Origin of the sequence: Arthrobacter globiformis (assembly GCF_030815865.1) — a bacterium.
In the GTDB taxonomy this organism is placed as follows: domain Bacteria; phylum Actinomycetota; class Actinomycetes; order Actinomycetales; family Micrococcaceae; genus Arthrobacter; species Arthrobacter globiformis_B.
The window spans coordinates 3,586,713-3,604,473 of the sequence record NZ_JAUSXI010000001.1; the positions used below are offsets into that span (position 1 = coordinate 3,586,713).

The window sequence follows — 17,761 nt, forward strand, 5'->3', positions numbered from 1 at the left end:
CATGGCCGACGGCGGCGCCCGGGCATCGCGCTTCCTGCGCGCCACCGGCCAGCACGCCGTCATAGAACCGGATACCTACACTGACGGCGGTTTCGTGCTCAGCATCGGCGGCGCCGAGCAGTCACACGTGGACCTGGCCGACCCCGAGGACATCTTCTACGAATACCTGCGCCGCATCGGGCACATCGTGGACCTCGCCGCTCCGTGGGGTGAACCCATCCGCGCGCTCCATCTGGGCGCCGGCGCCCTGACCCTGGCGCGGTACATCCAGGCGACCCGCCCCGGCTCCGTGCAGTACACCGTAGAGCTGGAGCGGGAGCTGCTGGACTTCGTGCTGGAGCGGCTGCCGCTGCCGGACGGCACCGAACTGCATGCCGTTATCGGCGACGCACGCGCTGCCCTGGCCGAGCTGCCCGCGGACCTGCGTTTCGACGTCGTCATCCTTGACATCTTTTCCGGCCCGGAGGCGCCGGCGCATATCGCCTGCGCCGAGTTCTACCAGGAGGCCGCAGCGGTCCTTGCGGAACGGGGCGTGCTGATCGTGAATGTCGGCGACGAGCCCGGCCTGACACTCGTCCGGAGCCAGGTGGCTGCGCTGCGGAAGACGATGACGGACGTCGCAGCCTGCGCCGAGGCGGGCATGTTCACGGGCAAGTATCCGGGGAACATCATTCTTGCCGGCACCCGCGGGCCGTGGCCGCCCGAGTGGACCGCCGCCCTGACGGCCCGCGGCCCCCATCCCGCCAAGGTCCTGGCGGGCGTGGAACTGGACGGTCTATCGGACTAACAGCTCAGTCCTCAGCCTCCAGCGCGAGGTCCACATCCTGGCCGCTGGAGGGTTCGGCGTACCACAGCCGTGTCTCGCCGTATTTCTTCTCGGCAAAGCGCTCCAGGCCGTCCGGCCATCCGGGTTCGCTGGTGCGCGACGACCGTTCGACCACCACGACTGCCCCGTCGTTGAGATGCGGGGCAAGCTTTGCCAGGACAGACGCCAGCTCGGGCTCACCGAGGGGGTAAGGCGGGTCCAGGAACGCTACGTCCCATGTGGTATCCCCGGCCGTGCGTTCGAGGAAGGACTCCACCTTGGAGCGGTGCACCGTGACGGCCTTCCGGCCCAGCACTCCATTGATGAGGTCCGCGTTCCGCTGGCATACAGCGCTGGCCTTCGCGTCGAACTCCACGAGATCGACCGTGTCCGCTCCCCTGCTGGCGCTCTCGACCCCCAGCGCCCCGGATCCGGCGTACAGGTCCAGGACGCGGGCGCCGCCGAGCACGTTGAACGCGTCCAGCCTGGAAAACAGCGCCTCCTTGACCCGGTCCGTAGTGGGACGCGTCATTGAACCTGGCACGTTGGCCAGCGCGGTTCCGCCCGCGGCACCGGCAACGATCCTGCTCATGCCCCATCCCCCGCCCGTGACGGTCCGGGTGGCAGGTGGATCGTGCTAGCCGCGTTCAAGGAACGCCTCCTTCTCGGGATTCAGGTACTCATCAATGGCCTCGGCAAGTGCCGCATAGCCGGCCAGCGCAGGGTCTGTGCCCACAATCTTCTGGGCGTCCTGCCGGGCCCGGGCAATGATGTCCTCGTGCTCCAGTACGCGGAGCAACTTCAGCGTGGACCGGCCACCGGACTGCGAGGCGCCGAGGATATCGCCCTCGCGGCGCAGCTTCAGGTCCTCCTGGGAAAGCTCGAACCCGTCGGTGGTGGCCGCGACGGCATCCAGCCGGCGCCGGCTCGGGTGCCCCGGTTCGAGGGTGGTCACGAGCAGGCACGTGCCCGGCAGCCCTCCCCGGCCCACGCGCCCGCGGAGCTGGTGAAGCTGGGAGATGCCGAAGCGGTCCGCGTCCAGGATGACCATCAGGGTGGCATTATGCACGTCCACGCCCACCTCGATGACGGTGGTGGATACCAGCAGCTTGGTCTGGTTGGCGGTGAAGGAGGCCATGGTCTCTGACTTCAGCACCGGGTCCTGGCGCCCGTGGAGCGGCGCCAGCGCCACTCCGGCCAGGGCCGGTTCCTCCCTGAGGTGCTCGACGACGGCGGTCACGGAGGCCAGTTCGCGCGCGGCTCCGTCCCCCTCCAGTTCCCCGGGGTCGGGTTCCGCTTCACCGGGAGTGAAGTCCCCGTCGTCGTCCGCCCCGATCTTGGGGCACACGACGTAAACCTGGTGGCCTGACTCGATCTCTTCGCGTGACCGGGACCAGATACGGCCCGCCCAGGCGGGGTTTTCCGCGAGGCCCACGACGTGCGTGGTGATGGGCGCCCGGCCCGCGGGCAGTTCGTCAAGCACGGACGTTTCGAGGTCGCCGAACACCGTCATGGCCACGGTCCTGGGGATGGGGGTGGCGGTCATGACCAGCAGGTGCGGCGGCTTGCTGGCCTTGGCACGCAGGGCATCGCGCTGTTCCACGCCGAAGCGGTGCTGCTCATCCACCACGATCAGGCCCAGGTCAAAGAAGGTGACGTTGTCGCTCAACAGCGCGTGGGTGCCGATGACGATCCCGGCCGTGCCGGAGGCGGCGTCGAGCAGCGCCTGCTTGCGCGCGGCGGTGGGCATGGAGCCGGTAAGCAGGCTGACCTGCACCGAATGGTCGCCCAGCCCGCCGAGGAGCCCATCGCGGGAGAGCGGGCCGAGCGTGCGCCGGATGGAATCGAAGTGCTGTGCCGCCAAAACTTCTGTGGGCGCCAGCAGCGCGGCCTGTCCCCCGGCGTCCACCACCTGGAGCATGGCCCGCAACGCCACAATAGTTTTGCCGGAGCCGACTTCGCCCTGCAGCAGCCTGTTCATTGGCCCGTCCTGCGACAGCTCCGCCGAGAGGGTCTTGCCGACGGCGGACTGGCCTGCGGTCAGGGTGAAAGGCAGCTGGCGGTCGAAGGCTGCGAGCAGTCCCTCCGGCACGGGACGCCGTGCGGTGGCCTCCTCCGCGGCAAGCTGGGCACGGCGCCGGGCAAGGGCGGACTGGAGGACCAGCGCCTCCTGGTAACGGAACCGGTCCCTGGCCTTGCGCCAGTCCTCCGCGGTCTCCGGGGCGTGGATGAGCCGGTATGCCTCCGGTAACGGCAAAAATCTCTCGCGGGTGGAGATGGCCGCCGGCAGCGGATCCCGCAGGGCGTTCAGGTCCGCCGTTTCCAGCAGGGTTTTCATAACCTTCTGGATGGACCAGCTGGTGAGATTTGCGGTGGCCGGGTAAACCGGGATGGGCATGGCCGCGAGCTTCTCCGGGTCCATGTCCGGAACATCCGGATCCTCGTCCAGCAGCTGGTAGTTCGGGTTGGTGAGTCCCAGCGAACCGGCATAGCGCGTCACTTTCCCGGAGAACATGGCCCGCCGGCCGGGCAGCAGCTCGGCCTTGGGGCGGCGGCCGTTGAAGAAACTGATTTTCAGCGTGCCCGTTCTGCCGTCGTCGGTAATGACGACGTCGGTGATGGAGCCTTTCCGGGCGCGCATCTGCCGGGTGCTGTTGGAGACAACGCTGGCGATGAGGGTGACCTCCTCATCGAGCGGCAGTTCGCTGATGGGCGTCAGTTCACCGCGGTTGAGGTAGCGGCGCGGATAGTAGTTGAGCAGGCCGCCCACCGTGGTGATGCCCAGGTGTTTCTCGATCACGGCCGCGGAGCGCTTGCCCACCCGGCGCTCCAGGCTGAGTTCCAGTTCGACGTTCATCGTCCTTCTGCGCTCACTTCTCCTGACGGATCCCTGGGCAGGGCGAGCTCGCTGACGGACACGTCCGCCGGATCGCCCAGCGACCGGATCACTGCAAGGGCCGGAGCCGGGGCCGGGACGTGCACGTGGACCCGCCACCGGTACCGGCCCTCAGCGTCAGCGGAAGGGCCAACTTGGCTCATGATCACGGAGTCCCCGAGTTCATCCAGGCGCAGCCGGAGCGTGGCAGCGTCAAGCGGGGACAGGCTGATGGTGCACATGACCTCCACGCCGTCGTCGTCCGGCATGTCGGTGTGGATGTGGGGGTCCTGGAGGTCGTAGCCGTGCAGGCCGTCCAGCAGTTCGCTGCGGAGCTCCTCGCCGAGCACCGCCGAGCGGAGGCAGTCCAGGATCAGCAGCATGCCCACGCCGCCGGCATCCACCACGTGCGCGGCCTGCAGGGCATCGAGCTGCCCCTCCGTGCGGACCACGGCCTCGAGGGCGGCCTCCACGGCCGCATCCAGGACCAGGCCCAGGGCGTGGTTGCTGTCGTTGCCGTTCTGGCCGGCGTCGACGGCGGCAGCGGCCCGGCCCGCCGCCTCCATGACGGACAGCATGGTGCCGGGAACGGGGTCGCTCAGCGCGGACCAGGCCCTGATCTGCGCCCGATTGAGGGCTGCGGCGAGCAGCGACGAGGTGAGCCTGGCATGCCCGGCCAGTGGTTCGGCCGCGGCGCAGAGGAATACGGAGAACAGCGTGCCGGAGTTCCCCTTGGCCTGCTCCATCGCCGCCTCGCCGGCACGCGCAAGGACGGCGCCCACGTCAACTGCATCTGCCGGGCGGGCATCCTGCAGTGCCCGGTAGGCGGCACGTACCGTCAGGTAGAGGTTGGTTCCGGTGTCGCCGTCCGCTACAGGGAAGATATTGATGGCATTCAAGCGGTCGCTGTGGTTGCCCAGTGCGGTTTCGGCCTTGCCCAACCACCGCTTCATCGCTTGCGCGTTCGCGGCAACCTTAGTCTGCAAAGTGATCCCATCCCACGGAGTCAGCGGGCCGTCCCGCGATCGTCACGCCCGGTGCCTTGTCAGCGCCGCAGGCTTGTACTGAGCCTATCCCAGTAAAGCCGGGCGGCACCTGCATGCCCGCAGGGAATGTCGCCAGGAGGCCATGGTCTTCCCCGCCGCCCAATACCCATGCGCGCGGGTCGGCGCCCAGCAGAGTGGCAGCGGGGCGGAGCGGCTCGGCGAGCTGGCCGAGGTGCCCGGGATCCAGGTCCAGCACAGCGTGGCTGGCCACGGCCATCCTGGTTCCGTCCCGCACCAGGCCGTCGGAAATGTCCATCATCGCTGTGGCACCGGATATGCGCGCCAGGGGACCGGCATCCAGGGGCGGCTCCGGCCGGCACTGAAGCTCAAGCAATGACAGCAGTTCCGGTGAAAGTGAATCCACATGATGGGCGGACTCCAGCAGTGCCAGCCCGGCGGCAGCCCAGCCCGCGCGCCCGGCGATGGCCACGGTGTCGCCTTCCTGGGCGCCGGACCGGAGTACTGGCTGGCCGCCGTCGAGCGTGCCGAGGACTGCAACGGTGACGGACAGTTCGCGGCCGCGGCCAAGGTCGCCGCCCGCGACAGAGCAGGCACCCGCGCCCAGCTTGCTGATGGCAGCCACGAGGCCGTCAGCCAGGTCCTCGACCCATCCGACCGGCGTGCCAGGCGGCAGGGTCAGGCTCACCACCATGGACGTTGCCGAGGCACCCATGGCGTTGATGTCGCTGAGATTCTGCGCTGCGGCCTTCCACCCGACGTCGTATCCGGTGGTCCGGTAGCCGTTGTTCCACTCAAGCCGGAAGTCCTGGTCCTGGACCTGGGTGTCGATGCTGATGACGGTCCTGCCATCTGGAACCGCAACGACGGCGGCATCATCCCCCGGTCCGAGGACCACGGCGGCACTGTGCAGGGCGCTGAGTTCCAGCCGCGGGAAAATCCGTGCCAGAAGCTCCGCTTCGGACAGTTGGGCGACAGTCAATGGTGTTTGAGGCACGCCACTACGCTACCGCCACGAACCGACATTCTTTGGCTGGCCGGGTTTCCGGCCCCGGCCGGCATGGGGTGCGGGCGTCACTCGGCGGTCAGTCCGGCTCCCCGCGGAACGATAGGCTTGACGGATGCATTTCCCGCTCGCCCGAAAACCCGTCCGCAGGCTGACGGTGGCAGTGGCCGCCGCGCTAGCTGGACTGGCGCTGGGCGGCTGTTCACCTGCCGTCGACGTTGCCCCCGCCGCCGACGCAGCCAACCCGGCCTGTGCCCCGATGATGGTGGCGCTTCCGGATGCGATCGGCGACGCCCGCCTGCGGAGGACGAACAGCCAGGCCACGGCAGCCTGGGGCGACCCGTCGCGGGTGGTCCTGCGGTGCGGCGTCAATGCCCCCGGGCCTACCACGGACCGCTGCGTCAGCGTCAATGACGTCGACTGGGTCATTAAGGAGGGCAGCCCTGTGTGGACGCTGACCACCTATGGCCGGGAACCCGCCACGGAAATCCTGATGGATCCGGACAAGATCAGCTCGGCCACCGTCCTGGCTGACCTGTCCGCCGCAGCCGCGAAGATCAAGGCAAGCCGCAACTGCGTGGGCCAGGAGGATCTGCAGGACCTGCCCACCAGCAAGTAGGGTGCCGGTGCTGGGCCCACGCCGGCAGGGTTCCCTGGCCGAAGCGGAGCGAGGTTAGGGTGCCGGTGCTGGGCCCACGCCGGCAGGGTTCCCTGGCCGAAGCGGAGCGAGGTTAGGGTGCCGGTGGGGACTAACGAAGGCCGGTCTTGCGGGTCAGCGCCAGGTGGATCAGCTCGTCGATCAGCTCCGGATAGCTCACTCCGGTGGCCGCCCACATCTGCGGGTACATGCTCTTCGGCGTGAATCCGGGCATCGTGTTGATCTCGTTGATGATGAGGTCGCCGTCCGGCGTGTAGAAGAAGTCGACCCGGCTCAGGCCCTCCGCCCCCACGGAGTCGAACGCCGCGGCAGCGAGCTCGCGGACGCGGGCAATCGCTTCCTCGGGCATGTCCGCGGGGCAGCTCAGGGCGGCCGCGTCATCCACGTACTTGGCCTGGAAGTCATAGAACTCATGCCCGCCGCCGGCCACGGAGATCTCGCCGGGCAGGGACGTGCGGGGAGCATCACCACCGCGACCCTCGAGCACGGCGCATTCGATTTCCCGGCCCACAATGCCGGCCTCGATCACCAGTTTCGGATCATGCTCGCGGGCCGCCTCTATCGCGGCGTCCAGGCCGTCAAGCGAGTCCACCTTGGAGATGCCCATTGAGGATCCGGCGCGGGCGGGCTTGACGAACACCGGGAAGCCCAGCAGGTCAACCTGCTTGCGGACAGACTCGGGGTCGTTGCGCCACTGCCGGTCGGTCACAGCGATGTACGGGCCCACCTTCAGGCCGGCGGCCTCGAAGACCACTTTCATGAAGTGCTTGTCCATGCCCACCGCCGAGGCGAGCACGCCGGCACCGACGTAGCGGGTGTCGGAGAGCTCCAGAAGCCCTTGGATGGTGCCGTCCTCACCGAACGGCCCGTGCAGCAGCGGGAACACCACATCCACGGATCCGAGTTCCTGCGGCACCTCGTTGGGGGCCGTCACGATCAGCTGGTGCTCGCCCCCGATCTCCGTGATGCTTACCGTCTGGGCCGACGGCGGGACCTCCGGAAGCGAGGTTGCGGAGAGGGACCACTGGGCCGTGTCCCCCGACGCGAGGACCCACTGGCCGGACTTGGCGATGCCGATGGGAACGACGTCGTACTTGTTCCGGTCGATGGCCCCCAGCACTCCGGCAGCGGTCACACAGCTGACGGCGTGTTCGCTGGAACGGCCGCCAAAGAGGACGGCCACCCGGGGCTTGGGCTGAGTTCCGCCGTGGGCGGTCTTGCCCTGGCTGGTGTTGTCCGCTGCGGTCAAGTTATCTTCCGACACTGTCAGTAATCGCCTTCGGCTTTAAGTTCCCGGGACAGCAGTAGCGGCCCGAGTTGGTCAACGGACAATTTTCCGGCGAGGACCGCGACGACGGCCGCCGTGATGGGCATTTCGACGCCGAGCTTGCCGGCAAGTTCGTGGACTGCCTGGCCGGACTTAATGCCCTCGGCGGTCTGGGTCATTTTCTGCGCGACCTCGTCCAGCGTCAGGCCCTGTCCCAGCAGGCGGCCGGCAGTGTGGTTCCGGGACAGCGGTGACGAGCACGTGGCCACCAGGTCCCCAAGTCCGGCCAACCCGGCCATAGTGTGGGCTTTGCCGCCAAGCGCCAGTGCCAGCCGCGAGGTTTCGGCCAGCCCGCGGGTAATGACGGAAGCCTTGGTGTTGTCCCCCATCTGCTTTCCCTCGCAGATGCCCACGGCCAGCGCGATGACGTTCTTGACGATGCCGCCGATTTCAACACCCACGATGTCAGAGGTGGTGTAGGGACGGAAGTACGGGGCGGTGCAGCTTCTGGCGATCCAGCCAGCCACGGCTGCGTCAGGACAGGCAACAACCGAAGCCGTGGGCTCCTCCCGGGCGATCTCCATGGCCAAGTTGGGACCGGACACGACGGCGATGCGATCGGCAGGGATGTCCAGTTCCTCGGCGATGACCTCACTCATCCGTGCGTCCGAGCCCAGTTCGAGGCCCTTCATCAGCGACACCACGAGGGCATCGGACCCGATCAGGGGCTTCCACTTGCGCAGCTGGAGGCGCAGCGACTGCGCCGGAACGGCGAGGACCACCAGGTCGGCTCCGGACAGCACATCCGCCACGTCGGCAGAGGCGGTGATGCTCGGCGGAAGATCGATGTCGGTGAGGTACTGGGGGTTGCGGTGGTTGCCGTTGATCTCCGCCACGACTTCCGCCCGGCGGCCCCAAAGCCGGATGCTGCGGTCAACGCCGGAGGCCGTGGCGGCGTCGGCCAGAATTTTCGCGAACGTCGTCCCCCACGAACCGGCGCCCAGGACTGCCACGGACACGGCAGAACCGGGCCGGGCGTACACAGGCGTCATTTTCCGCCCCGCTCGACGTCGCGTCCGTGCTTCGTCTGGTTGTGGGCAGTCGGGTCCCAGCGCCGGGCCGGCGGCTGCTCCCCGCGGAGCTCGGCCAGGAGCCCGGTGACGGCATCCATGATGACGTCCGTGGCTTCCGCAAGCGTGGCCTTGTCCCGGGACCGGCCCGCGAAGCGGGAAAGGTCTACGGGGTCCCCGATCCGGATTCTGGACGTCTTGCGCGGGAACAGGTGGAACCGCTTGGCGTAGCGGGGAAAGAGCTCATGCGCGCCCCAGTGCGCCATCGGAACGACGGGGATGCCGGCCTCGAGAGCCAGGCGGGCGGCGCCGGTGTGGCCCTTCATCGGCCACAGGTCGGGGTCGCGGGTCAGCGTACCCTCGGGGTAAATGATGATCGCTCCGCCCTCGGCCACAACCTCCTGGGCGAGCTGCAGCGAGCGGTTGGCCCCCGCCGTCGAGCGTTCCACCGGAATCTGCTTGGTGGCGTGCAGCACGGCGCCCACCACCGGGACCTTGAAGAGGCCCGACTTCGCCAGGAAGTGTGGGGCGCGCTTCTGGTTGTACAGCATGTGCCCGATCACGAGGGGGTCGATCTCGGTGCAGTGGTTGGGTACGGCGATGAAGCCGCCCGCGGGAAGCTTTTCCGTGCCCTCCCATTTCTTGTTCATGACCAGGTTCAGGACCGGCCGGACAAGGCCGGCGATAAGCACGAACGTTATGTGGCTCTTGGCCGATTCCTTCACCGGGCCCCCGCTACTTCGCCGACGAGATGTCGAAGTCGGCGCCGAGCCCGGCCAGCTTTTCGGTGAACCGCTCGTAGCCGCGGTTGATGATGTCGATTCCGGTTACACGCGAGGTCCCCGTGGCAGCCAAAGCGGCGATCAGGTGGCTGAATCCGCCGCGGAGGTCCGGCACGTCGATGTCGGTTCCCTTGAGCTGGGTGGGGCCCGAGATGACTGCAGAATGCAGGAAGTTCCGCTGCCCGAAGCGGCACGGCACACTTCCCAGGCATTCCCGGTGCACTTGGATGCTGGCGCCCATGCGTATGAGCGCGTCGGTGAAGCCGAAGCGGTTCTCGTAGACGGTCTCATGCACGATGGACACGCCTTCGGCCTGGGTCAGGGCCACGACGAGGGGCTGCTGCCAGTCGGTCATGAATCCCGGGTGGACATCCGTTTCCAGGACGAGGGGGCTGAGCTTTCCGCCGCGGTGGTAGAAGCGGATGCCGTCCTCGCCGATGTCCATGCCGCCGCCCACCTTGCGGAAGGTGTTCAGGAAGGTCATCATGTCCCGCTGCGAGGCGCCTTCGACGAAGATGTCGCCGCGCGTTACCAGCGCCGCGGACGCCCAGGAGGCCGACTCGTTGCGGTCGGACAGCGCCCGGTGGTTATAGCCGCCCAACTCGCGGACACCCTCGATGCGGATGGTACGGTCCGTTTGGACGCTGATGATGGCGCCCATCTTCTGGAGCACGGCGATGAGGTCAACGATTTCGGGCTCGGTGGCGGCACCGGAGAGTTCGGTGATGCCTTCGGCGCGCGTTGCACTCAGGAGAACCTGCTCCGTGGCGCCGACGGAGGGATACGGCAGGGAAATTTTGGCCCCGCGAAGCCCCTTGGGCGCCGAAATGTGGATGCCGCCCGGGCGCTTTTCGACGACGGCGCCGAACTGCCGCAGCACGTTCAGGTGGTAGTCGATGGGCCGGTCGCCGATCTTGCAGCCGCCCAGGTCCGGGATGAAGGCTTCGCCGACCGCGTGGATCAGGGGACCGCACAGCAGGATGGGGATCCGGGAGTCGCCGGCGTGGGCGTCGATGGCCGTGCTCGGCGCAGTCTTGGCAGCCTTGGGATCAAGGGTCAGGTCACCGGTGACAGGGTCCTTCTCGACGGTCACGCCGTGGAGCTGGAGCAGGCTGGTGACCACCTCGACGTCCTTGATTTCCGGAACGTTCCGCAGCACGGAAGGCTCGTTGCCCAGCAGCGCGGCCACCATGGCCTTGGGCACAAGGTTCTTGGCACCGCGGACGCTGACACGGCCAGTTAGCGGGACGCCTCCGCGGATTGTCAGAACACTACTCATTTACCGGTTTCCTCACGACTACTCGCCCCCAAATCCTTACAAAGGCACCAGCTAAGCATATGAGTTCGCGTTACCGAACCGAAATACTGACGCGGGCGCGTGGGACCCGACGGCCTGAACGGGGGCAGCGGAAAGGCCCGCCGCGGCTATGCACGGCGGGCCTTTTGGCGTTGCTTTTTGATAATCGGTCAGGAAGTCCTGGCCGGGAGTGTGAGCGGCGTGAAGGACGGCCGGGTGGCTTCGTAGGCCGTAATGTCCTCCTCGTGCTGCAGGGTCAGCCCAATGTCATCGAGGCCCTCGAGCAGGCGCCAGCGCGTGTAGTCGTCGATCTCGAACGGCGCAACCACGTTGCCGCAGGTGACGGTCTTGGAGGCGAGGTCAACGGTCACCTCGGTTCCGGGCGCGTTCTCGAGCGTCTTCCAGATGAGCTCGATGTCATCCTGGGCAACCTGCGCGGCGAGGAGTCCCTGCTTGCCCGAGTTGCCGCGGAAGATGTCGGCGAAGCGGGAGGAAAGGACGACGCGGAAGCCGTAGTCCTTGAGCGCCCAGACGGCGTGCTCCCGGGAGGAACCGGTGCCGAAGTCGGGGCCGGCCACCAGGACGGACCCGGCATTGAACGGCTCCTGGTTCAGGATGAAGGAAGGATCCTTGCGCCACGCGGAAAACAGCGCGTCTTCAAAGCCGGTGCGCGTGATGCGCTTGAGGTACACGGCGGGGATGATCTGGTCCGTGTCGACGTTGCTCTGGCGCAGCGGGACGCCGATACCGGTGTGGGTGGTGAACTTTTCCATGGCGTCTTCCTAGGCGGCGTCGGTGGTGAGGGCTGCGGATTCCGGTGCCGGCTGGAGGTCCGACGGCGAACTCAGCGTTCCGCGGACGGCCGTGGCGGCTGCAACCACCGGAGAGACAAGGTGCGTGCGGCCGCCCTTGCCCTGCCGGCCTTCGAAGTTGCGGTTGGAGGTGGAGGCGCACCGCTCCCCCGGCTCCAACTGGTCCGGGTTCATGCCCAGGCACATGGAGCAGCCGGCAAAACGCCATTCGGCGCCAAAGTCCTTGAAGACCTTGTCCAGTCCTTCGGCCTCGGCCTCAAGGCGTACCCGTGCCGAGCCCGGGACCACCAGCATCCGGACCTTCGGGTCCTTCTCGCGGCCGCGGACGATGTCCGCCGCGGCCCGCAGGTCCTCGATGCGGGAGTTGGTGCAGGAGCCCAGGAAGACGGTGTCCACGCGGATGTCCTTCATGGGCGTTCCGGCGGCCAGGCCCATGTACTGGAGGGCGCGCTCCGCGGCGGCCTTGGCGTTCTCGTCGCCGAAGTCCTCCGGGGACGGAACCTTTGCCGACAGCGAGACGCCCTGACCGGGGTTGGTGCCCCAGGTGACGAACGGCTCGAGGGTGTCGGCGTCCAAATCGACCTGGGCGTCGAAGACGGCGTCGTCGTCGGTGCGCAGCGTGTTCCAGTATTCGACGGCAGCGTCCCATTCAGCGCCCTGCGGCGCGTGCGGGCGGCCGTTCATGAAAGCGTAGGTGGTCTCATCCGGAGCCACCATGCCGGCGCGGGCGCCTGCTTCAATGGACATGTTGCAGATGGTCATCCGGGCGTCCATGGACAGGGCGCGGATGGCCGAGCCGCGGTACTCCAGGACGTAGCCCTGGCCGCCGCCGGTGCCGATCTTGGCGATGACGGCAAGGATAATGTCTTTGGCGGTCACGCCGGGGCGCAGAGTGCCCTCGACGTTGATGGCCATGGTCTTGAAGGGCTTGAGGGACAGCGTCTGGGTGGCCATAACGTGCTCCACCTCGGACGTGCCGATGCCCATGGCCAGCGCACCGAACGCACCGTGGGTGGAGGTGTGCGAGTCGCCGCACACCACGGTCATTCCGGGCTGGGTCAGTCCAAGCTGCGGCCCCACGACGTGCACGATGCCCTGCTCGGCGTCACCGAGGGAATGCAGGCGGACGCCGAACTCCTCGCAGTTGTTGCGCAGGGTCTGGATCTGGGTCCGGCTGGTGAGGTCGGCGATCGGCTTGTCGATGTCCAGCGTCGGGGTGTTGTGGTCCTCGGTGGCGATGGTGAGGTCCGGGCGGCGCAGCTTGCGGCCGGCCAGGCGGAGACCCTCAAAGGCCTGCGGGGAGGTCACCTCATGGACGAGGTGGAGGTCGATGTACAGAAGGTCCGGCTGGGCGTTGGCGCCTTCGCCGTCGCCTTTGCGCACCACGTGCGCATCCCAGACTTTCTCGGCCAATGTTTTGGCCATGGCCATCTCCCTTCGATGCTGTTTGCTGTTAGATCCACTGAAACAGCAGACCCCTGTAATAAGCCAGTCAAATGATTTGCATCTCAGATAATGAGACGGCAATATCAGTACATGGACAATTCTAGTGGAGTCGGTGTCATTGATAAAGCAGCGCAGGTGCTCGATGCACTTGAGGCCGGGCCCACGACCCTTGCGCAGCTAGTCGCTGCCACGGGACTGGCGCGGCCGACCGTGCACAGGCTGGCCTTGGCGCTGGTCCACCACCGGCTGGTGAGCCGCGACATCCAGGGCCGCTTTGTCCTCGGCAGCCGGCTCGTCGAGCTTGCCTCCGCCGCCGGCGAGGACAGGCTGATCGCCTCCGCGGGGCCGGTCCTCATGCAGCTCCGCGACGCCACCGGCGAAAGCGCCCAGATTTTCCGCCGCCAGGGCGACTGGCGGGTTTGCGTTGCCTCCGCAGAACGTCCGATCGGCCTTCGCGACACCATTCCCGTGGGAACGCAGCTGTCCATGAAGGCCGGTTCGGCCGCCCAGGTGCTGCTCGCCTGGGAGGACCATGACCGGCTGCTGGAAGGCCTGCAGTCGGCGCGCTTCACGCCCACCGTTCTGGCGGGAGTACGACGGCGGGGCTGGGGCCAGAGCCTCGGCGAACGGGAGCCGGGCGTCGCCTCAGTCTCTGCACCTGTGCGTGGACCCTCCGGCAGGGTGATCGCCGCCGTTTCCATCTCCGGCCCCATCGAGCGCCTCACCCGCCAGCCGGGCCGGCTGCACGCGGAGGTCGTCTGCAACGCAGCCCGTGTGCTGACGGAAGCCCTCCGCAAGAATAACGACTAGCTCCACCTGTTTCCCAACTGGCAGAGCGCCCAACTCAGTAGCAGATCAGGGGGTTCCCAGGGCTGGGAACGCCGCGAGCTGCTACCTAGTTTTCGTTTTCAGGTGGATCTAAGGAAATCAGCAGCGGACGCCGCACGGCGGCGTTCTGCAGGCTGCCGCGTTCCCTGATGCTGATGCCGAATTCCCGTTCGATGCTTTCGCGGACGACGGGCTTCCGCATGACGATGACCTCGACGCCGCGTATCCGGCATCGTTGCCGGAGGACCCTTTTCCTGAGCTGCTGTTCGCCGATGTCCTGTTCACCGAGGGCGCTGCCTCCGATGCGGGTTCACCTTGGCGGGGTTTGCAGGACCGGGCCGCGACGGCAATAGCGCTTCTGGCGGCCGACCTTAGCGCCGACGATGCCGGGCTGATCGACCAGGTGCGTGGGTTTGAGAACGTCAAGAGCATGATTGCCGGGCAACAGGCGAGGCTTGCTGTGACGTTTGACGCCCGGCACCGGCAGGAGCACGCCGACCGGGAGACACTGACCGCCGAGGACCTCGGCAAAGACCGCACCAAGGAGTACGGCCTGGGCGCGGCCGAGCAGATCGCGCTGGCCCGGGGCGAGTCCCCAAACCGCGGGCACCGGCTCCTCAACACAGCCAAGGCCCTGACACAGATGCCCCACACCCAGGCCGCCCTGGACAACGGACAGCTCAACGAAGAGCGCGCCATGCACGTCGCGAAGAAACTGCCTGTTTGAACGTCGAGGACCGGACAGCCGTCGACGCGGAACTCGCCGCCGACACCGGAACCTTCAACGGCGCCGGGACCCGGACCGTGATCGCCGCGGTCCGGGCGGCCTCGATCCGCAGGGATCCCCGTTCCGTGACCCAGCGCGCGAGTCAGGCCGCATCGGAACGGACCGTGAGCCTGCGCCCGGCACCGGACTGCATGACCTATCTGACGGCGCTGCTGCCCGTGCACCAGGGCGTCGCCGTGCACGCAGCGCTGACCCGGCAGGCCGACACCCTGCACGCTGCCGGGGACCCGCGCTCCCGCGGTCAGCTCACGGCCGAGACCCTGGTCGAGCGGACCACCGGCACCCCCGACGCATCACCGGCATCGAACTCAACCTCGTCATGACCGACCGGACACTCCTCCAAGGCGATAGCGAACCCGCCCGGATACCCGGCTACGGCATCGTCCCCGCCGACTGGGCACGCGATCTCATCACCCAGGGACAGAATTCCGCCCAGTTCCAGCATCCGGGCCGGCCGGATCGCGGCCAGCCCGGCGAGGTCGATTCCACCGCCATGACGGAGTTGAAGGCCTGGATCCGGCGCCTCTACACCGCACCCGGGACCGGTGACCTGGTCGCCATGGACTCGCGACGGCGTCTCTTTCCGGCACCGCTGCGCCGCTTCATCCACATCCGGGACGACACCTGCCGCACCCCCTGCTGCGACGCCCCGACCCGCCACCACGACCAGATCATCCCCTGGCACGCCGGCGGAACCACCTCGTTGAGTAACGGCGCGGGACTATGCGAAGCCTGCAACCACACCAAAGAACAGCCCGGCTGGAAGGCAAAGCCCAGACCAGGTCCAAGGCACACCATCGAACTGACAACGCCCACCGGCCACACCTACCACTCCACGACGCCGCTACCCGGATCTAGATGGCCCGGAACCGGTGAAGCGGATCGGCCGGGCCCATCGCCTTAGGGCGCGCGATCGGGCAGTAGTGTGGGCGCATGACCAGCTACGCAGTTTTCCTCCGCGGCATCAACGTGGGCGGCATCACCATCAAGATGGCGGACCTCAAGGACGCCCTGAAGGCAGGACCGTTCACCGGTGTGAAGACGCTGCTGGCCAGCGGCAATGTGGTGTTGGTGAGCGAACTCGAGCCTGCCGCCGTCAAAAAGGAATTCGAGACAACCCTGCGGAAGGCCTTCGGCTACGACGCCTGGGTGGTGGTGCTGACCTCGGACCGCGTGTCGGAACTCGTTGCGGCATGCCGCTATCCGGCCGACGATAAAAGCACGCACACATATCTCACGCTGGCCTCGGACACGGCCGCACTGGATGAGCTGTTCGCCGCTGCGGAAGCCCTGGACGGCGCCGTCGAGCAGGACCGACTGGGTCCCGAGGCAATGGCCTGGCTGGCGCCTGCCGGCGGCACGCTCGAAAGCCCATTCAGCAAACTCTCCGCCAAGCCGAAGTACAAAGCCTCCACCACCACCCGAAACCTCCGCACCATGATCAAGGTCCGGGACGCCGCCGCAGCACTGGAGACGGCAGCCGGCTGACCGGCCGCGGGCTTGGCAGGTGCATCGGATCAGATGCTAGCCGGCGGCAGTCCGGAGCGCCGCGTTGAACGCCTCAAGGCGCCGGACCTCGGCCTCCACCGGTTCCACGACAAGCCGGCCAGCTACCCCTTCCACGGCGGCGTTGAGCCGCTTCCTGGCCCTCGCGCCGCGGCGCCGCGCCACGCCGGCGGAGATGAATTTGGCAGTGACGGCGAGCAGGATCCCCAGCGCAGCTCCGCCGGCAATCAGCAGGGTGGGGACCGGCCAGCCTTCCACCCGGGGCACCTCCGGAACGGGTAGCTGGAGGTAGCCGAGCCCGGCCAGTACACCCAGCCAACCCAACCCCGCCACGGCCGCGAGCAGCGCGAGCCACTGGATCACGTTGAATGCACCCCACCACCAGGACCTCCGTCCCGCAGCGAGGTCAGCCCCGGCGATGGCCTGGTCAAGGGCATCAGGCAACCGGTCCCTTCCCGCCCGGGCCGCCGCGCGGATGGATGCGCGCCAGGGGCCCGGGGCACCGTCGCTGGCGGCGTCGGCAAACTGGCGGACCGCAGCATCGGTCCGCGCGCGCTCCGGAGCCCCGGCAGGCGGCAGGGACGTCCGGTTCACCTCGGCGCTGGCGTTGCGTCGCAGGTTGAGCCGGCGGAGCGGATCAGGCCTGAAACGCACGAGCCACCGCGTCACCGGCCATCCCGTGCGCCGGGTGGACTCGATTCGGTAGGACGCGGACACTGCCTCGGCCACGAGGGGTACGTTGGCCGCCGTCGCCAGTTCATCGGCAAGCCGCGCCACAGTCCCGTCTTTCACGCCGGCGGCGTCCCCGCGGCCCGCCGCTTCCTCCAGCTGCGCCGCCGCCTTGGTCACGTCCGCGGAAAGCCGCAGTGACAGCGCTTCCCGCTGCGAAACCACGCGGCGGATGGCGGCTCTGACGCCCTCCACTCCAGCTCCGGTCAGCGCGGATGCCGCCAGGACCTGGACCTTGCCCAGCCCGTCGTGCGCCAGGAGTCCCCGCAGCGACTCCAGCACCGGTGCGACATCCGCTGCCGGAAGCCTGTCCACCTGGTTGAGCACCACCAGCGTGACGGCGCCGTGTGATGCCAGCGGCGCCAGGAAGCCATTGTGGACGGCGGCGTCGGCGTACTTTTGCGGGTCCAGTACCCAGACCAGGACGTCCACCATCCCCACCAGCCGCTGCACGATCTCCCGGTTCGCGGTGCGCGTCGAGTCGAAGTCGGGCAAGTCAAGCAGAATCAGCCCGGTGTCCTCGTCTGCGAACCCGTCCACGGCATCTGCATGGTGGCGGGCACGAACATCCAGCCAGTCCAGCAGCGGCTCACTGCCGTCGGCGCCCCACACACTCGCCAAAGGTTCGGATGTGGTGGGCCGTCGGGCCGCCGCCGTCGCGATTTCAGCGCCGTTCACGGCGTTGAACAGGGTGGATTTTCCGCTTCCGGTCGCCCCGAAGAAGCCCACCACCGTATGGTCGGCGGAGAGCGCCCGCCGCGACCTGGCGCGTTCCAGCACCCCGAGGACATCCTCTAGGGCAGCGTCGGGAAGCACGCCCTCGGCCAGTTCCCGGGCCTTGGCCAAAGCCTCGAGGCGGCCCTGGAGCCGCATTTCTTCCTTCGGCCTC

Annotated in this window: 16 protein-coding genes and 1 pseudogene; 5 read left to right on the forward strand and 12 right to left on the reverse strand. The window is 67.8% G+C overall.

Going from position 1 to position 17,761, the window contains the following annotated elements; all coding sequences use genetic code 11:
- Nucleotide 1 precedes the first annotated feature (1 nt).
- The gene (locus QFZ33_RS16660) at nt 2–787 is read left to right on the forward strand and encodes a spermidine synthase (protein WP_307029248.1); all 786 of its coding nucleotides are present in this window, start codon (nt 2–4) and stop codon (nt 785–787) included.
- 4 nt (nt 788–791) lie between these two features.
- Here QFZ33_RS16660 and rsmD read toward each other — a convergent pair whose 3' ends face one another.
- The 4 genes from rsmD to thiL are packed head-to-tail and all read right to left on the reverse strand — an operon-like array spanning nt 792 to nt 5,681.
- Nucleotides 792–1,397 carry a 16S rRNA (guanine(966)-N(2))-methyltransferase RsmD gene (gene rsmD / locus QFZ33_RS16665; protein WP_307029250.1) on the reverse strand — a complete coding sequence of 202 codons (606 nt, stop codon included), beginning with the start codon at nt 1,395–1,397 and terminating at the stop codon, nt 792–794.
- Between the two features lie 45 nt (nt 1,398–1,442).
- Nucleotides 1,443–3,662, reverse strand: a complete 2,220-nt coding sequence (locus tag QFZ33_RS16670; RefSeq protein ID WP_307029252.1) for an ATP-dependent DNA helicase RecG — start codon at nt 3,660–3,662, stop codon at nt 1,443–1,445.
- Nucleotides 3,659–4,633: a DAK2 domain-containing protein gene (locus QFZ33_RS16675; protein WP_307029254.1), complete on the reverse strand. Its 975-nt coding sequence runs from the start codon at nt 4,631–4,633 to the stop codon at nt 3,659–3,661. The genes QFZ33_RS16670 and QFZ33_RS16675 overlap by 4 nt, the downstream gene beginning before the upstream one ends.
- A gap of 22 nt (nt 4,634–4,655) precedes the next feature.
- The gene (gene thiL / locus QFZ33_RS16680) at nt 4,656–5,681 is read right to left on the reverse strand and encodes a thiamine-phosphate kinase (RefSeq protein WP_307029257.1); all 1,026 of its coding nucleotides are present in this window, start codon (nt 5,679–5,681) and stop codon (nt 4,656–4,658) included.
- A gap of 124 nt (nt 5,682–5,805) precedes the next feature.
- On the opposite strand from thiL, the gene QFZ33_RS16685 reads away from it, so the two are divergent.
- Nucleotides 5,806–6,309, forward strand: coding sequence for a DUF3515 family protein (locus QFZ33_RS16685; RefSeq protein ID WP_307029259.1), 504 nt, complete (start codon nt 5,806–5,808; stop codon nt 6,307–6,309).
- Nucleotides 6,310–6,439: 130 nt separating this feature from the next.
- Here the strand turns inward: QFZ33_RS16685 and QFZ33_RS16690 are convergent, their stop codons facing one another.
- The 6 genes from QFZ33_RS16690 to leuC form a co-directional block, all read right to left on the reverse strand.
- Nucleotides 6,440–7,597: a D-alanine--D-alanine ligase family protein gene (locus tag QFZ33_RS16690; RefSeq protein WP_307029261.1), complete on the reverse strand. Its 1,158-nt coding sequence runs from the start codon at nt 7,595–7,597 to the stop codon at nt 6,440–6,442.
- Nucleotides 7,598–7,614: 17 nt separating this feature from the next.
- Nucleotides 7,615–8,667 carry an NAD(P)H-dependent glycerol-3-phosphate dehydrogenase gene (locus QFZ33_RS16695; protein ID WP_307029263.1) on the reverse strand — a complete coding sequence of 351 codons (1,053 nt, stop codon included), beginning with the start codon at nt 8,665–8,667 and terminating at the stop codon, nt 7,615–7,617.
- Nucleotides 8,664–9,410, reverse strand: a complete 747-nt coding sequence (locus QFZ33_RS16700; protein WP_307029265.1) for a lysophospholipid acyltransferase family protein — start codon at nt 9,408–9,410, stop codon at nt 8,664–8,666. The genes QFZ33_RS16695 and QFZ33_RS16700 overlap by 4 nt, the downstream gene beginning before the upstream one ends.
- A 10-nt stretch (nt 9,411–9,420) precedes the next feature.
- The gene (gene murA, locus QFZ33_RS16705; RefSeq protein WP_307029267.1) at nt 9,421–10,746 is read right to left on the reverse strand and encodes a UDP-N-acetylglucosamine 1-carboxyvinyltransferase; all 1,326 of its coding nucleotides are present in this window, start codon (nt 10,744–10,746) and stop codon (nt 9,421–9,423) included.
- 188 nt (nt 10,747–10,934) lie between these two features.
- Nucleotides 10,935–11,537 carry a 3-isopropylmalate dehydratase small subunit gene (gene leuD, locus QFZ33_RS16710; protein ID WP_307029269.1) on the reverse strand — a complete coding sequence of 201 codons (603 nt, stop codon included), beginning with the start codon at nt 11,535–11,537 and terminating at the stop codon, nt 10,935–10,937.
- 9 nt (nt 11,538–11,546) lie between these two features.
- The gene (leuC, locus tag QFZ33_RS16715; RefSeq protein ID WP_307029271.1) at nt 11,547–13,001 is read right to left on the reverse strand and encodes a 3-isopropylmalate dehydratase large subunit; all 1,455 of its coding nucleotides are present in this window, start codon (nt 12,999–13,001) and stop codon (nt 11,547–11,549) included.
- A 111-nt stretch (nt 13,002–13,112) separates the two neighbouring features.
- Here leuC and QFZ33_RS16720 point away from each other — a divergent pair, with 111 nt between their 5' ends.
- Nucleotides 13,113–13,832: an IclR family transcriptional regulator gene (locus QFZ33_RS16720; protein ID WP_043420062.1), complete on the forward strand. Its 720-nt coding sequence runs from the start codon at nt 13,113–13,115 to the stop codon at nt 13,830–13,832.
- An 85-nt stretch (nt 13,833–13,917) separates the two neighbouring features.
- On the opposite strand, the gene QFZ33_RS16725 is transcribed toward QFZ33_RS16720, so the two are convergent.
- The gene (locus QFZ33_RS16725) at nt 13,918–14,052 is read right to left on the reverse strand and encodes a hypothetical protein (protein WP_307029273.1); all 135 of its coding nucleotides are present in this window, start codon (nt 14,050–14,052) and stop codon (nt 13,918–13,920) included.
- A 228-nt stretch (nt 14,053–14,280) separates the two neighbouring features.
- Here QFZ33_RS16725 and QFZ33_RS16730 point away from each other — a divergent pair.
- A pseudogene (locus tag QFZ33_RS16730) lies at nt 14,281–15,541 on the forward strand (hypothetical protein).
- Nucleotides 15,542–15,570: 29 nt separating this feature from the next.
- Nucleotides 15,571–16,125: a DUF1697 domain-containing protein gene (locus QFZ33_RS16735; protein ID WP_307029275.1), complete on the forward strand. Its 555-nt coding sequence runs from the start codon at nt 15,571–15,573 to the stop codon at nt 16,123–16,125.
- 36 nt (nt 16,126–16,161) lie between these two features.
- Here the strand turns inward: QFZ33_RS16735 and QFZ33_RS16740 are convergent, their stop codons facing one another.
- Nucleotides 16,162–17,745, reverse strand: a complete 1,584-nt coding sequence (locus QFZ33_RS16740; RefSeq protein WP_307029277.1) for a GTPase — start codon at nt 17,743–17,745, stop codon at nt 16,162–16,164.
- Nucleotides 17,746–17,761 lie beyond the last annotated feature (16 nt).